At 67.9% G+C, this 18,059-nt stretch carries 15 protein-coding genes; 8 read left to right on the top strand and 7 right to left on the bottom strand.

Going from position 1 to position 18,059, the window contains the following annotated elements; translation table 11 throughout:
- The first annotated feature begins 43 nt into the window (after positions 1-43).
- Entirely contained in the window at positions 44-958 is a 915-nt protein-coding gene (locus C9I47_RS10835) for a DMT family transporter (protein ID WP_111266753.1), read from the top strand.
- A gap of 57 nt (positions 959-1,015) precedes the next feature.
- On the opposite strand, the gene C9I47_RS10840 is transcribed toward C9I47_RS10835, so the two are convergent.
- From C9I47_RS10840 to C9I47_RS10850, 3 genes are all read right to left on the bottom strand, one after another.
- Positions 1,016-1,288, bottom strand: a complete 273-nt coding sequence (locus tag C9I47_RS10840) for a hypothetical protein (RefSeq protein WP_111268092.1) — start codon at positions 1,286-1,288, stop codon at positions 1,016-1,018.
- Between the two features lie 229 nt (positions 1,289-1,517).
- Positions 1,518-3,962: a DNA/RNA helicase domain-containing protein gene (locus C9I47_RS10845; protein WP_111266754.1), complete on the bottom strand. Its 2,445-nt coding sequence runs from the start codon at positions 3,960-3,962 to the stop codon at positions 1,518-1,520.
- Positions 3,963-4,001: 39 nt separating this feature from the next.
- Complete coding sequence (locus C9I47_RS10850) at positions 4,002-4,379, bottom strand: nucleotide pyrophosphohydrolase (RefSeq protein WP_223250104.1); 378 nt, start codon at positions 4,377-4,379, stop codon at positions 4,002-4,004.
- A gap of 239 nt (positions 4,380-4,618) precedes the next feature.
- Here C9I47_RS10850 and C9I47_RS10855 point away from each other — a divergent pair, with 239 nt between their 5' ends.
- Both C9I47_RS10855 and C9I47_RS10860 read left to right on the top strand, forming a co-directional pair.
- Positions 4,619-4,840 carry an AbrB/MazE/SpoVT family DNA-binding domain-containing protein gene (locus C9I47_RS10855; RefSeq protein ID WP_111266755.1) on the top strand — a complete coding sequence of 74 codons (222 nt, stop codon included), beginning with the start codon at positions 4,619-4,621 and terminating at the stop codon, positions 4,838-4,840.
- Positions 4,841-4,855: 15 nt separating this feature from the next.
- Positions 4,856-5,284 (top strand): type II toxin-antitoxin system death-on-curing family toxin, encoded by a 429-nt coding sequence (locus C9I47_RS10860; RefSeq protein WP_111266756.1) that lies wholly within the window; start codon positions 4,856-4,858, stop codon positions 5,282-5,284.
- Between the two features lie 37 nt (positions 5,285-5,321).
- Here C9I47_RS10860 and C9I47_RS10865 read toward each other — a convergent pair whose 3' ends face one another.
- Positions 5,322-6,086, bottom strand: coding sequence for a phosphatase PAP2 family protein (locus C9I47_RS10865; RefSeq protein ID WP_111268094.1), 765 nt, complete (start codon positions 6,084-6,086; stop codon positions 5,322-5,324).
- Positions 6,079-7,350, bottom strand: a complete 1,272-nt coding sequence (ispG, locus tag C9I47_RS10870; RefSeq protein WP_111266757.1) for a flavodoxin-dependent (E)-4-hydroxy-3-methylbut-2-enyl-diphosphate synthase — start codon at positions 7,348-7,350, stop codon at positions 6,079-6,081. The genes C9I47_RS10865 and ispG overlap by 8 nt, the downstream gene beginning before the upstream one ends.
- Before the next feature lie 716 nt (positions 7,351-8,066).
- On the opposite strand from ispG, the gene C9I47_RS10875 reads away from it, so the two are divergent.
- Together C9I47_RS10875 and C9I47_RS10880 are read left to right on the top strand one after the other, a co-directional pair.
- Positions 8,067-9,314 (top strand): ATP-binding protein, encoded by a 1,248-nt coding sequence (locus C9I47_RS10875; RefSeq protein WP_111266758.1) that lies wholly within the window; start codon positions 8,067-8,069, stop codon positions 9,312-9,314.
- Complete coding sequence (locus C9I47_RS10880; RefSeq protein WP_111266759.1) at positions 9,311-9,883, top strand: response regulator transcription factor; 573 nt, start codon at positions 9,311-9,313, stop codon at positions 9,881-9,883. The genes C9I47_RS10875 and C9I47_RS10880 overlap by 4 nt, the downstream gene beginning before the upstream one ends.
- A gap of 57 nt (positions 9,884-9,940) precedes the next feature.
- Here the strand turns inward: C9I47_RS10880 and C9I47_RS10885 are convergent, their stop codons facing one another.
- Entirely contained in the window at positions 9,941-12,106 is a 2,166-nt protein-coding gene (locus tag C9I47_RS10885; protein WP_223250105.1) for a TonB-dependent receptor, read from the bottom strand.
- Between the two features lie 118 nt (positions 12,107-12,224).
- Positions 12,225-13,520 carry a hypothetical protein gene (locus tag C9I47_RS10890; RefSeq protein WP_111266761.1) on the bottom strand — a complete coding sequence of 432 codons (1,296 nt, stop codon included), beginning with the start codon at positions 13,518-13,520 and terminating at the stop codon, positions 12,225-12,227.
- A 141-nt stretch (positions 13,521-13,661) separates the two neighbouring features.
- Between C9I47_RS10890 and xseA the strand changes: the two genes are divergently transcribed.
- From xseA to C9I47_RS10910, 3 genes are all read left to right on the top strand, one after another.
- Positions 13,662-15,008 carry an exodeoxyribonuclease VII large subunit gene (gene xseA / locus C9I47_RS10895; protein WP_111266762.1) on the top strand — a complete coding sequence of 449 codons (1,347 nt, stop codon included), beginning with the start codon at positions 13,662-13,664 and terminating at the stop codon, positions 15,006-15,008.
- A 226-nt stretch (positions 15,009-15,234) separates the two neighbouring features.
- Positions 15,235-16,689, top strand: coding sequence for an aldehyde dehydrogenase family protein (locus tag C9I47_RS10900; protein WP_190238484.1), 1,455 nt, complete (start codon positions 15,235-15,237; stop codon positions 16,687-16,689).
- A gap of 229 nt (positions 16,690-16,918) precedes the next feature.
- Positions 16,919-18,054, top strand: a protein-coding gene (locus C9I47_RS10910; protein ID WP_111266763.1) for an IS3 family transposase whose coding sequence is annotated in 2 segments (ribosomal slippage) — positions 16,919-17,174 and positions 17,174-18,054 — 1,137 coding nt in all. Because the reading frame shifts where the segments join, the coding sequence is not laid out codon by codon here.
- The last annotated feature ends 5 nt before the right edge of the window (positions 18,055-18,059 follow it).

Raw genomic sequence — 18,059 nt, forward strand, 5'->3', positions numbered from 1 at the left:
CGCGCCGCTTCGTCTTCACTCCCCCGCCCGCCCCACTGGTGCCATGACCGCTCCCGCCCGGACCACCCACGCCCGTGCCGCATTGCTGATGCTCGGCAGCACGGTCTTCTTCGCCTTCATGGTGATCGCGATCAAGCTCGCCTCGGAAACGCTGCACACCTTCGAGGTCGCGTTCTTCCGCAACTTCTTCGGCATGCTCGCGACGGTGCCGCTGCTGATCCGCCACGGCATCGGCATCCTCAAGACCGACCAGTTGCCGCGCTACGTCTTCCGCTGCTTCATCGGCGTGTTCTCGATGTTCTGCGGGTTCTGGGCGATCGGTCACCTGCCGCTGGCGCAGGCGGTGTCGCTGTCGTACTCGTCGCCATTGTGGGTGACCATCTTCGCGGTGTTCTGGCTCGGCGAGCAGGTCCGCGCACGGCGCTGGGCCGCGGTCGCGATCGGCTTCATCGGCGTGCTGGTCATCGTCCGCCCCGGCACGGAGGGCTTCACCGCCGGCACCCTGATCGCAGTCGCCTCGGCGATACTCAGCGGCCTGGTCGCGATCCAGATCAAACAGCTGTCCAACACCGAGCCGGCCGACCGCATCGTCATCTACACCACCCTGCTGTGGGTGCCGATGTCGCTGATTCCTGCGGTGCTGGTCTGGGAATGGCCGCAGGGCATCACCTGGCTGTGGGCGATCGCCGCCGGAGTGTTCGGCACCGGCGGCCACATGCTGTGGACCCGCGCGCTCAAGCTCGGCGAGGTCTCCGCGCTGACCCCGATCAGCTTCATGCAATTGCCGATCGTCGCCGTGCTGGGCTGGCTGCTGTTCGACCAGGGGGTCGACCGCTGGACCATCGCCGGCGCCGCGATCATCCTCGCCGCCAACGCCTACATCGCCCACCGCGAGGCGGTGCTGGCCCGCCGCGCCGCGACCAAGGCGCCGGTGGAGGGGGCGAAGCCGGGGTTTTGAGGCGGGGCCGTCCCCGCCCCCGTCTGAAGGCTGGCGGGGGCGCTGCGGTACGTCCGCTTAGCCGGCGCCCTCTTCCGGCGCCGGCTGCAGCTCCACCGCCAACGCCTCCAGCTCGGCGATCTCTGCCTCCAGCGCGTCGTGCAACTCGCCCTGACGCGTCATCAGGTCCTCGATCCGGCTGGTCTGCTTCAGCTTCGACAACTCACCGTCGAACAGCAGCCACTGCGCGGTCAGCTGCTCGACGTAGTTCTTCGAGTAATGCCGCATCTCCTTCAGCTGCGCCAACGCGTCGTTGACATGCTCGAGCGGGCTCTTGTTCTCCGTGGACATCGCGACCTCCGCTGCTTCCATGGGTTCTGGCAGGGTAGACCTTTGAAGCTGGATGGGGGGCGAATGCCGAGCCCGCGTTGCCTCGTGCCTCTTCTAGGAGGCGGAGCTGAAAGCAGCTTCCGCCTCCTCTATCGACCAGACAGGTCCCGTGTAAAGAAGACGAGTCTGACCACAATTTCAAGGGCGCCACACACAGAGTCGATACCAGGCCCTGGCGGAACGAAGCCTGTCAGACAAGAACCGTCACAACCCAGGCCACAATCGCGGGCCGCTCATCGTCGTCCAGATTCAACTCGAACGGCCGATAGCTCGGATCACTGCTTTCAGGGCGCAGCAGTATCTGTTGGTACTCAGGTCCGTCATCGGTTTCCAACTTCTGAGCATCATAGATCTTCAGCGTGTACCGCCCACTATGCTCTGGATCGCCCAAGGCATGACGCTCGGCCAGCACCATTCGCCCCTGCTTCGTACCGCGCATGTCGCTGGAGAACAGGACCCAAGAACCATTAGGCACTCGTCGATTCATCGATTCGCCGCTGACCCGGGCCACGAAGTAGCCTGGCGCGATCCGGATGTGATCCGGCAGCGACACCCACTCGACCGCCTCCTGTTCCAACAACTGGGCGTCGCTGAAGTCGCCCGCCGCGACTTTCAAGTCGAGCAGTGGCACAGCATTTTCCCAGGGTCGTACTTCGCGTTGTCTGATCACCTGGAACGGGCGCGCATCGAGTGGCTGCACAGGCAACGACGCTCGCCCGCCGATCTCCAACGAGGGAAGAACCGCAGGTTCGGACTCCAGATTCTCCGTTCGACTACGGAAAAATTTCTCTGTCTCGCTATCTTCAAAGTAGACGTAGCAGCCCTTCATACCGCGGGAAAGCAGCACTCGATAGGTGTTCTTCACCAGTTCCAGAAAGCGATCTTTCGAACGCTTCACTGTAGTGTCTTGCGAAACCATGCGATCACCACACCAACCGTCGCCTGATTGATAGCGAAGATCGCGCCCCCAGATAACACCGACATAGTCGAACTCGAAGCCTTGTGCAGTGTAGATACACCCGACCTGATCGATTCCCGTAGGATCGTAGGCCCAGTAGTCCGCTTTAGGGACGCCTCGCGGCAGGCCGGTCATATCCGGGCGCGCATTCCATGGACGCTCGAAGGTTCCGATACGCACGTCCGCCATCAGGCTACCATCTGCATCGAGCTTCTTCGACCATGGCCAGCAGTATCCCGCTACAAGACGCGCGGAATGGCCTTCCCTCGACTTCTCGCGAATCAACTCGTCCAACGCCTCAGGACTGTCGACGATGCCGAATTCGAAGCTTTCTTGAGACTGATCGAACAGGACATTGGCGGTCCGACGGATACCCAGGGTATTGTCTACCCAGTTGACGAACCCCTCTGAGCCCGCGCAACGGAACTGCGTCTCAAGCCAACGCTCATGCAGCACGTAACCGTTCGTCGCGGCCGCCTCGCGGATCAGTGACGATGAACCGATCTCGTTGGGCCGGACTATCTGCTGATCATCCACGAAAAACACCGATACTCGGGCAGCATCCATGATCTCCTGGATCTGCGGACGATCGGACCAGAGCTCCTTTCTGGTGAAGCGATGATTGCTTGTGGCACGAATCCGGTGCGCCTCATCGCAAAGCAACACATCCACGTCGTTCGGTTGAGCTTGTCCGAAATTGTTGAAGTAACGGAACTGCCGGCTTGCCTCCCGTCCGACAATCTTCTGAAGCGTCGCCGTGAACGCCTTGGAGCCGGTAGCATGTTGGGCGTTGTAGCCCTTTCCAGACAATGCTCCCAACAAATTCAATGCGAGCACCGATTTTCCCGTGCCTGGACCGCCGTGCACCAGAAACACATGTTTTCGAGTGTCTTTCAGTGCCGACTTCACTGTCGCCACGATCTGACTGAAGACCACCTGCTGCTCATCGAGCAGGACAAACTCCGGCTCTTCGTTGATCACCTTGGAAACGTTGGCCAGAAGCTTCTTCGCGGGTCGATAACGACTCTCGGCTATCCGCGAGAGCACTCGTTCGCCGTCTCCCTGTCCGAGCCGCTCGGAAATATGTCGTGCCAGACCCGACATTTCACCCGATGTGAATACAGGAGCCAGTTTCCGTACAGCGCTCGACCGCTCGTCCAACAGCGGGTCGTCCACCTTCGGCGTATAGTTATGAAGATACGCGCAGGCTTCCAGCAGCACACGATCATCATCACCCTGGAATGCGCCATGCATGTCTTCAAGATATCGTCGATACTGGTTCGCCTGTACCGACGGGTGCAGCACATCCCGACGACTGCCGCCGACCCAGGTCTTCAATAGGTCTTCGCCGCTGCCGTGTTCGCAAGCGGTCCACTGCTTGAGCTCGACGATGATGGCGCGGTCCCGGGATCCGCCTCGCCCGGTCACCATCGCGTCGATCCGCTTCGATGACAACGGCAATTGATATTCAAGGAAGATGCCCTGACTCATCAGGTCACCTTCACGCAAGACATCGGAGAAACACCGCAGCGAGTTTTGCCATGACTGGAACTCAGCCGGCGACGGCTTGTAGCGAAAGTGCGCCTCGAATGCCTCGGCGAGGCGTTTCGCAATCGCGTTCTGCGTTGTGTCCCTGATGAAATCCGGCGTCGTACCGGAGTAAAGAAACGCCTTCACGCCCCGTCTGCTCCCACGATGCGTCGTCTACGCATCACCCTAGAATTCGTTGTACTTCTTCGCCGACCCCTTGGCCAGAGCCACCGGGTACTTGCGGGCATTCAAGGCCAGTTTCGCCTCGACGGCCTTCTCGACATCGAGACCCAGATCATTCACCAGATAGCTCAACAGAATGACGATATCGGCGACTTCCTGTTCGATCAGGGGGCGACGTTCCGTCACAACCTGCTCCAACTCCGAATCACGCACCCATTGCGTGTGCTCGAGCAGTTCCGCCGCCTCGAGAGCAATGGACGTGGACAGCGTCCGAAGGTTATGAAATTGCGCCCAATCCCGCTCCGAGCGGAATTGCAACAGTCTGTCTAACAGTGATCGACTCAGCATGGTGGCGTACTGTGCGTGCTCGAATGGCCACATTGTGACTCAGATGCCGTGAGTCGCCACCGACATCGCTTCGCCACGGCGCTGCTAGGCCTCTCCTTGAGCAAATCGGGAACTTCCACCGACTACCACGAGCAATCGGCCGTCGTTCGGCAGCGTACCGGCCGGATCACACTTCCCGAACCAGCCACCCCGACCGCAGCGCCGCACAGCGGACCGCGACTTGCGGCACCGCGCCCGGCGGTATAACGTTGGTTATAACAAAGGAGGCCACGATGAAACTCAAGATCACCAGCATCGGCAATTCCGCCGGCGTCATCCTGCCCAAGGAGCTGTTGGCCCGGCTGCGCCTGGAGAAGGGCGACGCGCTGTATGCGCTGGAGACGCCGGACGGGATCCGGCTGACCACCTTCGATCCGGAGCTGGCGGCGCAGATGGAAGTGGCCGAAGAGGTCATGCGCAAGCGCCGCACCCTGCTGCACAAGCTCGCGCAGTAAACGGAGGGCGCCAGGATGATCATCTGGATCGGCAAGCCCCTCATCCTCGCCATCCACGAAAGGCAACTGGCTGAACATGGCGGCGGCAGTGGCGTGCGCGACGAAGGCCTGCTCGAATCGGCGCTGGCCCGGCCCTTGCAGGCTCAGGCCTATGGCGATCCCCCACCCGACCTGGCCGACCTCGCCGCGGCGCTGGCCCATGGCCTGGCCCGCAATCACCCGTTCGTCGACGGCAACAAGCGGACTGCGGCGGTCGCCTGCGAAACCTTCCTGCTGCTCAACGGCGCGCGCCTGCGCGCCAGCGACCTGGAGCTGTATCCGCAATACATCGCCCTCGCCGACGGCAGCCTCGACGAGGCCGGCTTCGCCGACTGGCTGCGCGCGCATGTGGTGGTCGCGGCATCGCAGGTGCAGGAGCCGGCGGCCGCCTACGGGGACGGTTGAGACGCTGCGAATCGGCCACTGATCCCTCGCGGGCTGGTCAGTCGCGGGTGCGTCCCCAGGGTCGGGCTCCGTGGAAGGCGACCAGGTACACCGACACCACCCACAGACTGGCGGCGGCCCAGCCGGCGAGGATGTCGGTCGGAAAGTGCACGCCCAGGTAGAGACGCGAGACGCCGACCAGCCAGGCGAACGACAGCGCGGCGGCGATCGTCCACCAGCGCGCGCGGGTCGGCCAGGCCAGCAGGACCAGCACCCAGGCCAGGGTCATCGAGCCCATCGCGTGGCCGCTGGGAAAGCTGTAATTGTGCTCGGGCGCGATCGACAGCCACAGGTCGGGACGCTCGCGCGCGAACAGCAGCTTGGTGGCGACGTTGAGCAGGCCCGAGCCGGCCAGGGCGAGGCCGGCGAAGATCGCCTCGCGCAGGTGGCGGCGCAGGCTCAGCGCGAGCACCAGCAGGATGTCGAACGGCACCACGCCGTACTGGTAACCGAGCTGGCTGATCGCGACGAAGAAGCGGTCCAGTGCCGGGCCATGCTGTTGCTGCAGGGCGCGCAGGATCGGTTCGTCGAAACCGGCCGTGCCGTGCTCGTGGATCTCCTCGGCGAGTTCGGCGAAGCCCCACAACGGCAACAGCACGCCGACGAAGGCCAGTGCGAGCCGCCGCCAGTGACGGAATACGAAACGGACCAGGCCCGCGGTCGCGCCGCCCAGGGTCCGCCAGGGATGCCGCAGGCCTTCGTCGCTTGTCTGCGCGTCCGGCGATGGCGGAGGCGCGCCGTCGCGCGCCCGCGGATCAGGCATCCGCACCAGCGCCGAACTTGCGCTCGACGTAGCGGTCGATCAGCTCGACGAACTCGCGGGCGATGCCCTCGCCGCGCAGGGTCACGGTCTTCTCGCCGTCCTCGAACACCGGCGCCGATGGCGCCTCACCGGTACCCGGCAGCGAGATGCCGATGTTGGCGTGGCGCGATTCGCCCGGCCCGTTGACCACGCAGCCCATCACCGCCAGGGTCAGGTTCTCCGCGCCGGGGTGGGTCACCTTCCACTCCGGCATCTTCGCGCGCACGTGCGACTGCACCTGCTGCGCGAGCTCCTGGAAGAAGGTGCTGGTGGTGCGGCCGCAGCCCGGGCAGGCGGTGACCATCGGGGTGAACGCGCGCAGGCCCAGGGTCTGTAGCAGTTCCTGGGCGACGATGACCTCGTTGCTGCGCGCCTGGCCCGGCTCGGGGGTCAGCGAGATGCGGATGGTGTCGCCGATGCCTTCCTGCATCAGCACCGCCAGCGCGGCGCTGGAGGCGACGATGCCCTTGCTGCCGATGCCGGCCTCGGTCAGGCCCAGATGCAGCGCATAGCGGCCACGGCGGGCCAGCTCGCGGTAGACCGCGATCAGTTCCTGCACCCCGCTGACCTTGGCGCTGAGGATGATGCGGTCGGCCGGCAGGCCGATCTCCTGCGCGCGCGCGGCCGAGTCCAGCGCCGAGCGGATCAGCGCCTCACGCAACACCTCGGCGGCCTCGCGCGGCTCGGCCAGGGTGTGGTTCTCGTCCATCAGCCTGGCCGCCAGCGCCTGGTCCAGCGACCCCCAGTTGGCGCCGATCCGGACCGGTTTGCCGTGCCGGATGGCCAGCTCGATCAGGGTCGCGAACTGGGCGTCCTTCTTCTTGCCGAAACCGACATTGCCGGGGTTGATGCGGTACTTGGCCAGGGCCTCGGCGCAGGCCGGCTCGGCGGTCAGCAACTGGTGACCGTTGTAGTGGAAGTCGCCGATGATCGGCACCTCGATCCCCATCATCGCCAGCTTGTCGACGATGCGCGGCACCGCGGCGGCAGCCTCGGCGGTATTCACCGTGACCCGGACCAGCTCCGAGCCGGCGCGCCACAGCTCGGCGACCTGCTTGACCGTGGAGGCGACGTCGGCGGTGTCGGTATTGGTCATCGACTGCACCACCACCGGCGCACCGCCGCCGACGGTGACCCTGCCGATATCGACGCCGACGGTGTCGCGGCGCGGCGCGGGACCGAAGGCGGGAGTGGCACAGGGAAGCGGGCTGGGGACGGCGTTCATCGGCACGGCGGATCGGGACGAACCCCTATTCTAGCCGGGCCCGATGACCCGGGCCCGACCACCGGCGCCCAATGGTCTTGTAGGAGCGGTGTAAGCCGCGACCGGGCCTTCCCATGAAGGCTTCATCGCGGCTTACGCCGCTCCTACGGCATGGTCGCGTGTGACCCAGCCCCCTGAGTCAGGGGGCGATTCGTGCCGCAGGCACGAATGGGGGTGTGGCAGCGCAACGGCGGGGCCCAAGGTTTGCGAAGCAAATTTTGGGAGATATCCGCGCGCAGCCGGATATCGTTCCCCCTGAGTCAGGGGGCGATTCGTGCCGCAGGCACGAATGGGGGTGTGGCAGCGCAACGGCGGGGCCCAAGGTTTGCGCAGCGAACCTTGGGAGATATCCGCGCGCAGCCGGATATCGTTCCCCCCTGAGTCAGGGGGCGATTCGTGCCGCAGGCACGAATGGGGGTGTGGCAGCGCAACGGCGGGGCCCAAGGTTTGCGCAGCAAACTTTGGGAGATATCCGCGCGCAGCCGGATATCGTCCCCCCTGAGTCAGGGGGCGATTCGTGCCGCAGGCACGAATGGGGGTGTGGAAGCGCAACGGCGGGCCCAAGGTTTGCGCAGCAAATCTTGGGAGATATCCGCGCGCAGCCGGATATCGTTCCCCCGGGGCTGCGACAGCTTGACGCAGCCGGCGCCGCCGCGGCTGCACTAGCATATGCAGCGATGTCCGCCGCGCCCGCCTCCTTCCTGCGAACACTGTGCACGCTGCGCTGGTACGCGGTGGCTGGCCAGGCCGTGAGCATCGCCCTGAGCACCGTAGCGCTGGAGATCGCCCTGCCGGCGCCGCCGCTGTGGGGCGGCGTGGCGGCATTGGCGCTGTTCAATGCATGGGCCATCCGGGTGGCGCGGCGGCCGACGGCGGCACCGGCGACGGTGTTCTCCCACATGCTGGTCGACATCGCGGTGCTGGCCTGGCTGGTGGCCTGGAGCGGCGGGATCGCGAACCCGTTCAGCTCGATGCTGCTGATCCCGATCGCGCTGGCGGCGCCGGCACTGCCGCCGCGCTGGGTGTGGGCGACCGCCGCCGCCTGCCTGCTCGGTTTCGCCCTGGCGACGCTGCTGGCGCGACCGCTGCCCCACCTGCACGGCGACGCCTTCAACCTGCACCTGTGGGGGATGGCGGTGAACTTCGTGGTGTCGGCCGCGGTGGTGCTGTTCTTCTCGCTGCGGCTGGTATCGGCGCTGCGCCGCCAGGAACGCGAACTGGCGCTGCTGCGCGAGCGCTTCGCCCGCAACGAGGGCATCGTCGCGCTGGCCACCCATGCCGCCGCGGTCGCTCACGAGCTGAACACGCCGTTGGCGACGATGACCCTGCTCGCCGACGAGATCGCCGAGGAGGCCGGCGGGCGCGAACCCGACATCGCCGCCGACGCGACCACCCTGCGCGCACTGATCGACCAGTGCCGCGACCGGGTCCGCGCACTCGCCTCGCCCGCCGATCCCGGCCACGCTCCCGGGGTACGGTTGGGCGACGTGGTCGAGCGCTGGCAACTGGTGCGGCCTGAGGTGACCCTGATGCTGGACGACCGCCTGCCGCCGCAGTTGCGGGTCGAGGCGGCGGTCGGCCATCTGTTGCAGGCCCTGCTCAACAACGCCGCCGACGCCGGCCATGCGGCCGGCCGCGAGCGGGTCGAGTTGCGCCTGGATGCGGACCTCGAACGCGGCTGGCTGTTCGGTGAGGTCCGCGACCATGGCGACGGCTTCGACGAGGCGCTGCCGTTCGCGCCCGACGGCCTGTTCCGCAGCAGCAAGCCCGACGGCATGGGAGTGGGTCTGGCGCTGTCGCACGCGACCGTCGACCGCCTCGGCGGGCACCTGAGCATGCGCCACGCCGAGCCCGGCCTGCGGGTGCGTTTCGAGTTGCCAATCGAGCCGCCCGCGCAGCGCCCCCTGCGGGAACCACCGCTATGAATACGCCGTCCCTGCCCCGCGGCCTGATCGTCGACGACGACGTGCTGTACGCGCGGATGCTGCAGCGCGGCCTGGCCCGGCGCGGCCTGCGGACCGCGATCGCCCACGATGCGGACACCGCCCTGTCGCTGGCCCGCGGCGAAGCACCCGACTTCGCCCTGCTCGACCTCAAGCTGGGCGCCGACTCGGGGCTGTCGCTGATCGAACCGCTGCGCGCGCTCGACCCGCGGATGCGGATCCTGCTGGTGACCGGATACGCCAGCGTCGCCACCGCGGTGGAGTCGATCAAGCGCGGTGCCGACGACTACCTGCCCAAGCCGGCCAGCGTGGCCATGATCCTGCGGGCGCTGGGGCTGGAGGCGGACACGGCGCTGGGCGACGACGCCCAGGCCGCGCCGGAACGGATGATCCCGCTGCAACGGCTGGAGTGGGAACACATCCAGCAGGCGTTGCAGGAAACCGGCGGCAACATCTCCGCCACCGCCCGTCTGCTGGGCATGCACCGGCGCTCGCTGCAACGCAAGCTGGGCAAGCGCCCGGGTCCGGAACGCAAGCCCGATCCCGAATAGGTCCAACACAACGGGCACGACGCACCGAGCACGGCGCGCGTCCCCTCGCGATCGCGCTCAGAACCGCGTATGCACGCTGAACTCCAGCGAGCGCGGCTCGCCGAGATAGACCATGTTGGCGTTGTTCGCATAGGCGATCCAGGTCCGGTCGGCGAGGTTGCGCGCACGCAGGGTCACGGTGGTGCGCGGACTCCACTGCCACTTCAGGTTGGCGCCGTACAGGGCATAGCCGGCGCTGCGGATGGTGTTGGCGTTGTCGGCATAGCGGGCGGACACCGCGCGCAGGTCCACGCCGGCCGACCAGCCGGGCGCGAACGCATGCTCGACCCACAGGTTGGCGACCTTCTCGGGGGTATTGCGCGGGGTGTTGCCGGCGCGCGAAACCGGCACGCCGCCGACGTTCTCGTGGAAGTCGTCAAGGCTGGCGTCGACCCAACCCAGGTTGCCCTCGACGGTGAGACCCTGCACCGGGCGCAGACCGAAAGTGAGCTCCACCCCGGTGCCCGACTGCTGTCCGACCGGCAGGGTGTCGCCGGCGCGATCGGGATCGGGCGTGGACAGGTTCTCGCGCACCAGGTCGTAGACCGCCAGGGTGCCCCAGTAGCGGCCGTCGGCGCTGCGCGACTTGGCCCCCAGTTCGGCCTGGCGGCCGGTGGTCAGGTCGAAGTCGCGCACCGCCGAGTAACTGGCGGTGCTGAGCACCCCGGACGGCGGGTCGGCCGCGGTGGCGAGCTGCAGATAGGCGTTGAAGCCCGGAGCGAAGGCGTAGTCCAGCGCCAGGCGTCCGGTCAGCGCGCGGTAGTGGTGCGAATGGCGCGCGGGATTGCTGGCGCCGGCCGCCTGGTGGTTTTCCAGGTCGAGCTGGATCCACTCCTGGCGCAGTGCCGACATCAGCGACCAGCGCTCGCCCAACGCGGTGAGGTTCTCGACGAACAACGCCTGCCCGCGCACGCGGTTGGTCCGTTGCGGCACGAAGCGCTGCGCCGCCCCCGGGAAGTCGAAATAGCGGCCCGGTGTCGAGGCATCGACCGGCACCACGTCCAGGTCGCCCGACAGCGATTGCGGAAAGCGGGTCTGGCGGTTGTAGTTGAGGTCCAGTCCGGCCGCCCATTGCGATGCGCGCCCGCCCAGCTCGCCGTCCCAGCGCCAGTCCAGGCGGTTGCCGTAGACCTGCTGGTCGTGGCGCTGCAACAGGCCGCAGGAGCGGATCACCGCGCTGAGGTCGTCGTTGTAGCGGTAGCACTCGACATTGCGGTAGTCGCGCAGCGCGTCGTAGTGATAGACGGTGTTGCGCAGGCGACTGCGTCCGGACAGTTGCCAGTCCAGCATCGAGCGCGCCCACAGCACCTGTTGTTTGTAGTAGCCGTCGCCGACGTTGTAGTTGCGGGTCTCGCTGCCGGGCAGCACTCTCAGGCGCCCATCGTCCAGCAAGGCCGGCGTACCCCAGTAGACCCGGGCGCTGTCCTCCTTCTGGTATTCCAGCGCGAGGGTATGGGTGACACGCCCGCCCAGGCGCGCGGCCCAGGACAGCGCCGAGGTCAGCGATTCGCGGTCGTTGCGGTCGACCCAGCCGTCGCTGTCGGACCAGCTGATGTCGCCGCGCACGGCCTGGCGGCCATCGTCCAGCACCCGATTGCCACCGGCGGCCAGCAACATGCTGTCGTGCGAGGCATAACCGGCCTTGGCTTCTGCGCGATCCTCGTCGAGGTCGGCGACACGGGTGACGTAGTTGATCGAACCGCCGACCGCACCGGCGCCATGCAGGAAGGTCGACGCGCCGCCCACCGCCTCGACCCGCTCGTAGATCCAGGCATCGACCGGACGCGCGGCGATCGTCGCGTAGCGCACGTCGATGCCGTTGAACAACTGCGAGACCTGCGAACCGGAGAACCCGCGATAGCTGACCGCATTGCCGTTGCCCGGCGGCGCGACCGCATCCAGACCGGGCACCGCACGCAACGCCTCGGCGGTGCTGCGCACGTCGCGGGCGTCGAGCAGGTCGCGACCGACCACGGTCACCGCGGCCGGGGTCTGCTGGATGCTGACGTCAAGCGCGGTCGCGCCGCTGGCGCGGCCGTCGTTCGGCAAGGCCTGCCCGGTGACCTCGACCCGGTCCAGGGTGGTCGCCTGGACGCCCCCGGCATCGTCGGCGTGGGCCGGGCCGGCGAGTGCGGATACGAGCGCAACCGCCAGCGGTGCGCGGCGGAGGGACAGGCGGGGCATGGCGGATTCCTTCGACGAAAACCCGCGCAGCCTAGGCATTGCCCCCCGCCTTGCCGATGTGACGCAATGTCGCACCCGGCCCGCAACACGGCGACGGCAAGGTGGCACTGGAAGATCGCTACTGGAAGACGCGAGCTCCGCGCAGCACCGGCGCACCGTCAACGGCATCGGTCCACACCACCCGCGCCTCGTCGCCCTGTGCAGCCAGACGGGGCATGCCACTGCCGCGGCCGCGCGCGGCCAGGACCGCAACCTGCCGGCGCTCCGGCGTCGCCGCCAGATCGTCGGCGCGATAGCGGGCCAGTTGCAGCGACTGCGCCCGCGCCTCCTCCAGCCACGCGACCAGCAGGCGGTCGCCGACCCGCGCCAGCGCCGCGCGTCCGAGCACCTGCGGGCCGCGGGCGACGGTGACCGGCGCCGAGAAATGATCGCCGGCATCGTCCGAACGCGCCAGGCGCAGCTCCGGCATACCGTCGGCCTGGGTATACCAGGCGACCCAGACGGTGTTGCCGCGCGCCTCGACCACCGGCCCGTTGACCGGGCAGCCCGGCATCATCCAGCCATCGGCATGGACGTCGCGCGGCGCGGTCCAGGCACCGTTTTCCAGACGGACGATACGGGTGTCGCGAATCTCGCCGGCCGTGCGCCCGCGATAGACCACGACCGGACCGCGGTCGGTGACCGCCGCGTCGGTGGTGCAGCAGTCGCAGGTGGAAACATCCAGCGGCCACTCGGCACTCCGGACCGGACCGTCGCCCTGGTACAGCGCCGCGCGCAGCATCATCGCCGCGCCACCGCCATGATGACCGTCGCCACCGTCGTGGCCGCTCTGCCCCGCCGCCGCCTTCTGCCGGCTGTCCAGCCAGGCGATGCCGAGGGTCGACCCGCCCTGCGGCCAGAAGCTGGCGAAGCCATGATCGCCGGCCGAGTCGGCCAGGTGCACCCGTTGCGGCGCCGACCAGCGGGCACCGCCGTCGCCGGAGCGGACCAGGTCGATGCCGTAGTCCATCCGCGCCGGTCCGGTGCTGCGCAGCCAGTGCGCCCACAACGAGCCGTCCGGCAAGGCATAGACGTGCGGCGTGTCGGCCCAGTTGAGGAACCAGTCCGCGCCCTCGGCGATCGTCGCCGGTGCCGACCAGTCCTGTCCGGGCCCGGCCCGGCTCAGGCGCAACCGGTGCCGGAGCGGCGCCTGCCCACCGGCGTCGCCGGCGACCGGCTCGACCCAGCTCAGCAGCCAATCGCCCATCGGGGTCGCGACCAGGTCGGGCTGGGCCGCGCCGCCGCCGGCCGGCAACGCCAGCGGCTCGATCCTCAGCGGCTCCGCGGCGACCGGCGCGGGCGCCGGCGAGCATCCCGACAACGCCAGCAGGCCGAGCATGGCCTGCACACGCAGGATGGAAGCGGTTGCGGACATCGTCGTTCCCTTATCCACGGAGCCCTATTGGAGCATGCCTGGCCACTGCGATCCTGCGACATCCGGACGCAGGCGTCGACCGGCCGCGTCGCCGCGACCAGGGTCGACGTACCGTGGCCCCGGGTGTAGGGTGCCCGTCCGATGACGACGCCCGATACCCTGACCCCCAGCCAGCTGAACGCGCTCGCGCGCAACCTGCTGGAGGACAGCTTCCCGCTGGTCTGGGTCGAGGGCGAGCTGGGCAACGTCGCTCGGCCGGCGTCCGGTCACCTGTACCTGACCCTCAAGGATGCGCGCGCCCAGGTTCGCTGCGCGATGTTCCGGCCCAAGGCCGGCCGGCTGACGTTCCAGCCGCGCGAGGGCCTGCACGTGCGCGTGCGTGGCCGGGTCACCCTGTACGAGGCCCGCGGCGAGTACCAGATGGTGCTCGAGCACATGGAGGAGGCCGGCGAAGGCGCGCTGCGACGGGCATTCGAGGCGCTCAAGGCGCGGCTGCAGGCCGAGGGCCTGTTCGAGGATGCGCGCAAGCGCCCCCTGCCCCGCTTCGCCCGCCGCATCGGCGTGATCACCTCGCCGACCGGCGCGGCGGTGCGCGACGTGCTCAGCGTGCTGGCACGACGCTTCCCGCTCGCCGATGTCGAGGTGCTGCCGGTGCAGGTGCAGGGCGATGGCGCGGCCGCGCAGATCACCGCGATGCTGCGCGCGGCGGCGGCATCCGGACGCTTCGACGTGCTGCTGCTGACCCGTGGCGGCGGTTCGCTGGAAGACCTGTGGGCGTTCAACGACGAGGCGCTGACCCGTGCGGTCGCCGACTGCCCGGTACCGGTGGTGTCGGCGGTCGGTCATGAGGTCGACTTCAGCCTGACCGACTTCGCCGCCGACCTGCGCGCGCCGACGCCGTCGGTCGCAGCCGAATTGCTGGTGCCCAGCCAGGACGACCTGCGCCAGCGCCTGGCGGCGCTGGCCCGCGGTCTGGACAAGCAACAGGGGCTGCGCCTGCGCGAGGCGACCCAGCGTGCCGATCGCGCCGCGCTGCGGCTGAACGCATTGCGTCCGCAAGCCCGGCTGGAGGCCCTGCGCCAGCGCCAGAACGAGGCGCTGCGTCGCCTGCAGGCCGCGTGGCGTCAACGCAGCGAACGCGAACGCGCGACCCTGCGTCACGCTGCAACGGTGCTGCGCGGCGCACACCCGCAACGGCGGATCGAACGTCTGCGCGAACGCTTGCAGACATTGGCGCCGCGCCCGCAGGCGGCGATCGGCCGCCGGCTCTCGCACGAGGCCCTGCGCCTGCGCGGGCTGGCGCGCTCGCTGGAGGCGGTCAGTCCGCTGGCGACGGTCGCGCGCGGCTACGCGATCATGCAGCACGACGACGGCCGCGTGGTCCGCAGCGTGCTCGATGCCGCGCCCGGCGACCGGCTGCAGGCGCGGCTGTCCGACGGCAGCCTGCGGGTGCGGGTCGAATCCGACGGCGACGACGCCTCGCGCTGATCGCCACGCCCGCGCGCCTGCCTCTGGAAAGCCCCATCGCGGCTCACGCCGCTCCTACGGGATGGCAGCAGCCCCCTAAGCCCGCGGGGGCCGGGCTAGATGGATCGATTTCGTAGGAGCGGCGTAAGCCGCGATCCCAGGGCTGCGTCAGTCATGACAGGCTCCACGCATCCGCGACCCGCGTTGCGCTAGTGTGTGGCCGGTCGAACGCATCGGAGGCACCGGTTTGAAGAAGCCCCGCTCCAAGAAGCCCGCTTTTGCCAAGCACTATCCCTACTACCTGGCCAACCGTCCGGTCACCGCCAAGACCGTGCTGGACGTGCTCGACAAGTACAGCGGCAAGCGCGCCGCGCGGGTCTCCTATGCCGATGCCGCGGTGGTGCGCAAGGCGATCGTCGCCGCGCACAAGGCGCGTCCGGCGATGGCGGCGTTCCCGCCGGACAAGCGCCGCGATGTGCTCGAGCATTGCGTGCGCCGCTTCGAGGAACGTGCCGGGGAACTGGCGCTGGCGCTGTGCATCGAGGCCGGCAAGCCGATCCGCGACGCCCGTGGCGAGGTCACCCGCCTGATCGACACCTTCCGCCTCGCCGCCGGCGAGGCGACCCGGCTCGGTGGCGAGGTGTTGGAGCTGGGCATCTCCGAACGCACCCGAGGCTACCGCGGCATGACCCGGCGGGTGCCGGTCGGCGTGTGCAGCTTCATCACGCCGTTCAACTTTCCGCTCAACCTGGTCGCGCACAAGGTCGCCCCGGCGATCGCCGCCGGCTGTCCGTTCGTGCTCAAGCCGGCCGCGAAGACGCCGATCGGCGCGCTGATCATCGCCGAGGTGCTGGCCGAGACCGATCTCCCCAAGGGCGCTTTCTCGGTGCTGCCGTGTTCGAACGAGGACGCCGCGCTGCTGGTCGAGGACCCGCGCATCGCCCTGCTGAGCTTTACCGGCGGCCTGGTCGGCTGGGACCTGAAGGCGCGCGCGGGCAAGAAGAAGGTCACCCTGGAGCTGGGCGGCAACGCCGCCTGCATCGTCGATGCCGACCCCGGCGCCAGCCTCGACCACGTGGTCCAGCGACTGGTGTTCGGCGCCTACTACCAGAGCGGCCAGAGCTGCATCAGCGTGCAGCGCATCTATGCGCACGTGGACATCTACGCCAAGCTGCGCAAGAAGCTCAAGGCGGCGATCGCGAAGCTGTCGATGGGCGACCCGCGCGAGGAGGCCACCTTCATCGGACCGGTCATCGACGAGGCGGCCGCGCAGCGGATCGAATCCTGGATCGACGAGGCCCGCGCCGGCGGCGCCCGCCGTCTGGCCGGAGGCCCGCGCGAGGGCACGATGATCCCGGCGACCCTGCTGGAGAACGTGCCGCAAAACTGCGCGCTGTATCGACAGGAAGCGTTCGGCCCGGTCGCGACGATCGAACCGTTCGACGACTTCGACGCGGCGATCGACGCGGTCAACGACAGCGACTTCGGCCTGCAGGCGGGCGTGTTCACCGGTCAGCTGTCCCACGCCATGCGCGCCTGGGACCGTCTGGAGGTCGGCGGCGTGGTGGTCGGCGACGTGCCCAGCTTCCGCGTCGACAACATGCCCTACGGCGGCATCAAGGACTCCGGCCTCGGCCGCGAGGGTGTGCGCTACGCGATCGAGGACATGACCGAGCCAAAACTGCTGGTGATCCGCGGCTGAGGCAGAGGTCACGCCCACCCTCAAGCCGACAGGGCCTGTGGCGATACGGGCCCCGTAATGACCCAGCGGTTTCTGCACAGGTCAGGCCGCTAAAGCATAGACCTCAGCGGGTGTCTTCATGCTCAGCGCCTGATGCGGGCGCCGGTGGTTATAGAACTGGATCTGACCTGCCCCCACTGAGCCATACCAGTCGAATCTGAGTAAAGTCCGTCAACCCGAGAGGACGGACATGCGCAAGAGTCGATTCACCACCGAGCAGATCATTGGGCTCCTGAAGCAGGTCGAGGCCGGCATGGCGGTCGCTGAGCTGGCCCGCCAGCACGGCTTCAGCCCGGCCAGCATCTACCAGTGGCGGGCCAAGTACGGCGGGATGGAAGCCGAAGACGCCAAGCGACTGAAGGAGCTGGAGGCTGAGAACAACCGGCTGAAGCAGTTGCTGGCCGAGGCCCACCTGGACATCGAGGCGCTGAAGGTCGGCTTCGGGGTAAAACGCTAGCCCCGCAACGCAAGCGCGAGGCGGTCCGGCACATGCTCGAACACACCGCAGTGAGCGAGCGCCGGGGCTGCCGCCTTGCGGGGCTGTCCCGCGATGCGTTTCGCCATCCGCCCGCGCCGTCGGCGGCGACGCAGGCGTTGTCGGCACGGATCATCGAGTTGGCCCAGGCACGTCGCCGGTTCGGCTACCGGCGGATCCACGACCTGCTGCGCCCGGAGTTTCCCGACGTGAACCACAAACGCATCTACCGCCTGTACCGCGAGGCAAATCTGGCCGTGCGCCGTCGCCGAAAGGCCAAACGCCCGGTCGGTGAACGTCAGCGGCTGCAGATCGCCGCCGCGCCCAACGAGGTCTGGAGCATGGATTTCGTGAGCGACGCCCTGGCCAATGGCCGCCGGTTGAAGTGCCTGACCGAGGCCGACGACTTCGCCCACGAGTGCGTCGACATTGCCGTCGACCATGGAATCAGCGGCACCTACGTGATCCGGCTGTTGGATCAGGCGGCCTGCTTCCGGGGCTATCCCAAGGCCGTGCGCACCGATCACGGGCCGGAGTTCACGTCGCGCGCCTTCATCGCCTGGGCACAGCGCCATGGCATCAAGCACCTGCTGATCGAACCCGGCCGGCCCATGCAGAACGGCTACATCGAGAGCTTCAACGGCAAGTTCCGCGACGAATGCCTGAACGAGCATTGGTTCACGTCACTGGCGCAGGCCCGCGAGGTCATCGCGGAGTGGCGCCGCGACTACAACGAAGTCAGGCCCCACAGTAGTTGCGGACGTGCCCCGGCAGCACGGTTCGCAGCCAGGCATCGAGCACAACAAGCCAACAACGCAGTAACCTTCAATCCCGGACTTTGTCAGGAATGACTGGT

This window comes from Marilutibacter maris, assembly GCF_003233695.1.
In the GTDB taxonomy this organism is placed as follows: Bacteria; Pseudomonadota; Gammaproteobacteria; order Xanthomonadales; family Xanthomonadaceae; genus Marilutibacter; species Marilutibacter maris.

Excerpts from the sequence above, each read along its gene's own strand:
- C9I47_RS10835 (WP_111266753.1), top strand. The coding sequence starts at position 44 with ATGACCGCTCCCGCCCGGACCACCCACGCCCGTGCCGCATTGCTGATG.
- C9I47_RS10840 (WP_111268092.1), bottom strand. The coding sequence starts at position 1,288 with ATGTCCACGGAGAACAAGAGCCCGCTCGAGCATGTCAACGACGCGTTG.
- C9I47_RS10850 (WP_223250104.1), bottom strand. The coding sequence starts at position 4,379 with ATGTGGCCATTCGAGCACGCACAGTACGCCACCATGCTGAGTCGATCA.
- C9I47_RS10855 (WP_111266755.1), top strand. The coding sequence starts at position 4,619 with ATGAAACTCAAGATCACCAGCATCGGCAATTCCGCCGGCGTCATCCTG.
- C9I47_RS10860 (WP_111266756.1), top strand. The coding sequence starts at position 4,856 with ATGATCATCTGGATCGGCAAGCCCCTCATCCTCGCCATCCACGAAAGG.
- C9I47_RS10865 (WP_111268094.1), bottom strand. The coding sequence starts at position 6,086 with ATGCCTGATCCGCGGGCGCGCGACGGCGCGCCTCCGCCATCGCCGGAC.
- ispG (WP_111266757.1), bottom strand. The coding sequence starts at position 7,350 with ATGAACGCCGTCCCCAGCCCGCTTCCCTGTGCCACTCCCGCCTTCGGT.
- C9I47_RS10875 (WP_111266758.1), top strand. The coding sequence starts at position 8,067 with ATGTCCGCCGCGCCCGCCTCCTTCCTGCGAACACTGTGCACGCTGCGC.
- C9I47_RS10880 (WP_111266759.1), top strand. The coding sequence starts at position 9,311 with ATGAATACGCCGTCCCTGCCCCGCGGCCTGATCGTCGACGACGACGTG.
- C9I47_RS10885 (WP_223250105.1), bottom strand. The coding sequence starts at position 12,106 with ATGCCCCGCCTGTCCCTCCGCCGCGCACCGCTGGCGGTTGCGCTCGTA.
- C9I47_RS10890 (WP_111266761.1), bottom strand. The coding sequence starts at position 13,520 with ATGTCCGCAACCGCTTCCATCCTGCGTGTGCAGGCCATGCTCGGCCTG.
- xseA (WP_111266762.1), top strand. The coding sequence starts at position 13,662 with ATGACGACGCCCGATACCCTGACCCCCAGCCAGCTGAACGCGCTCGCG.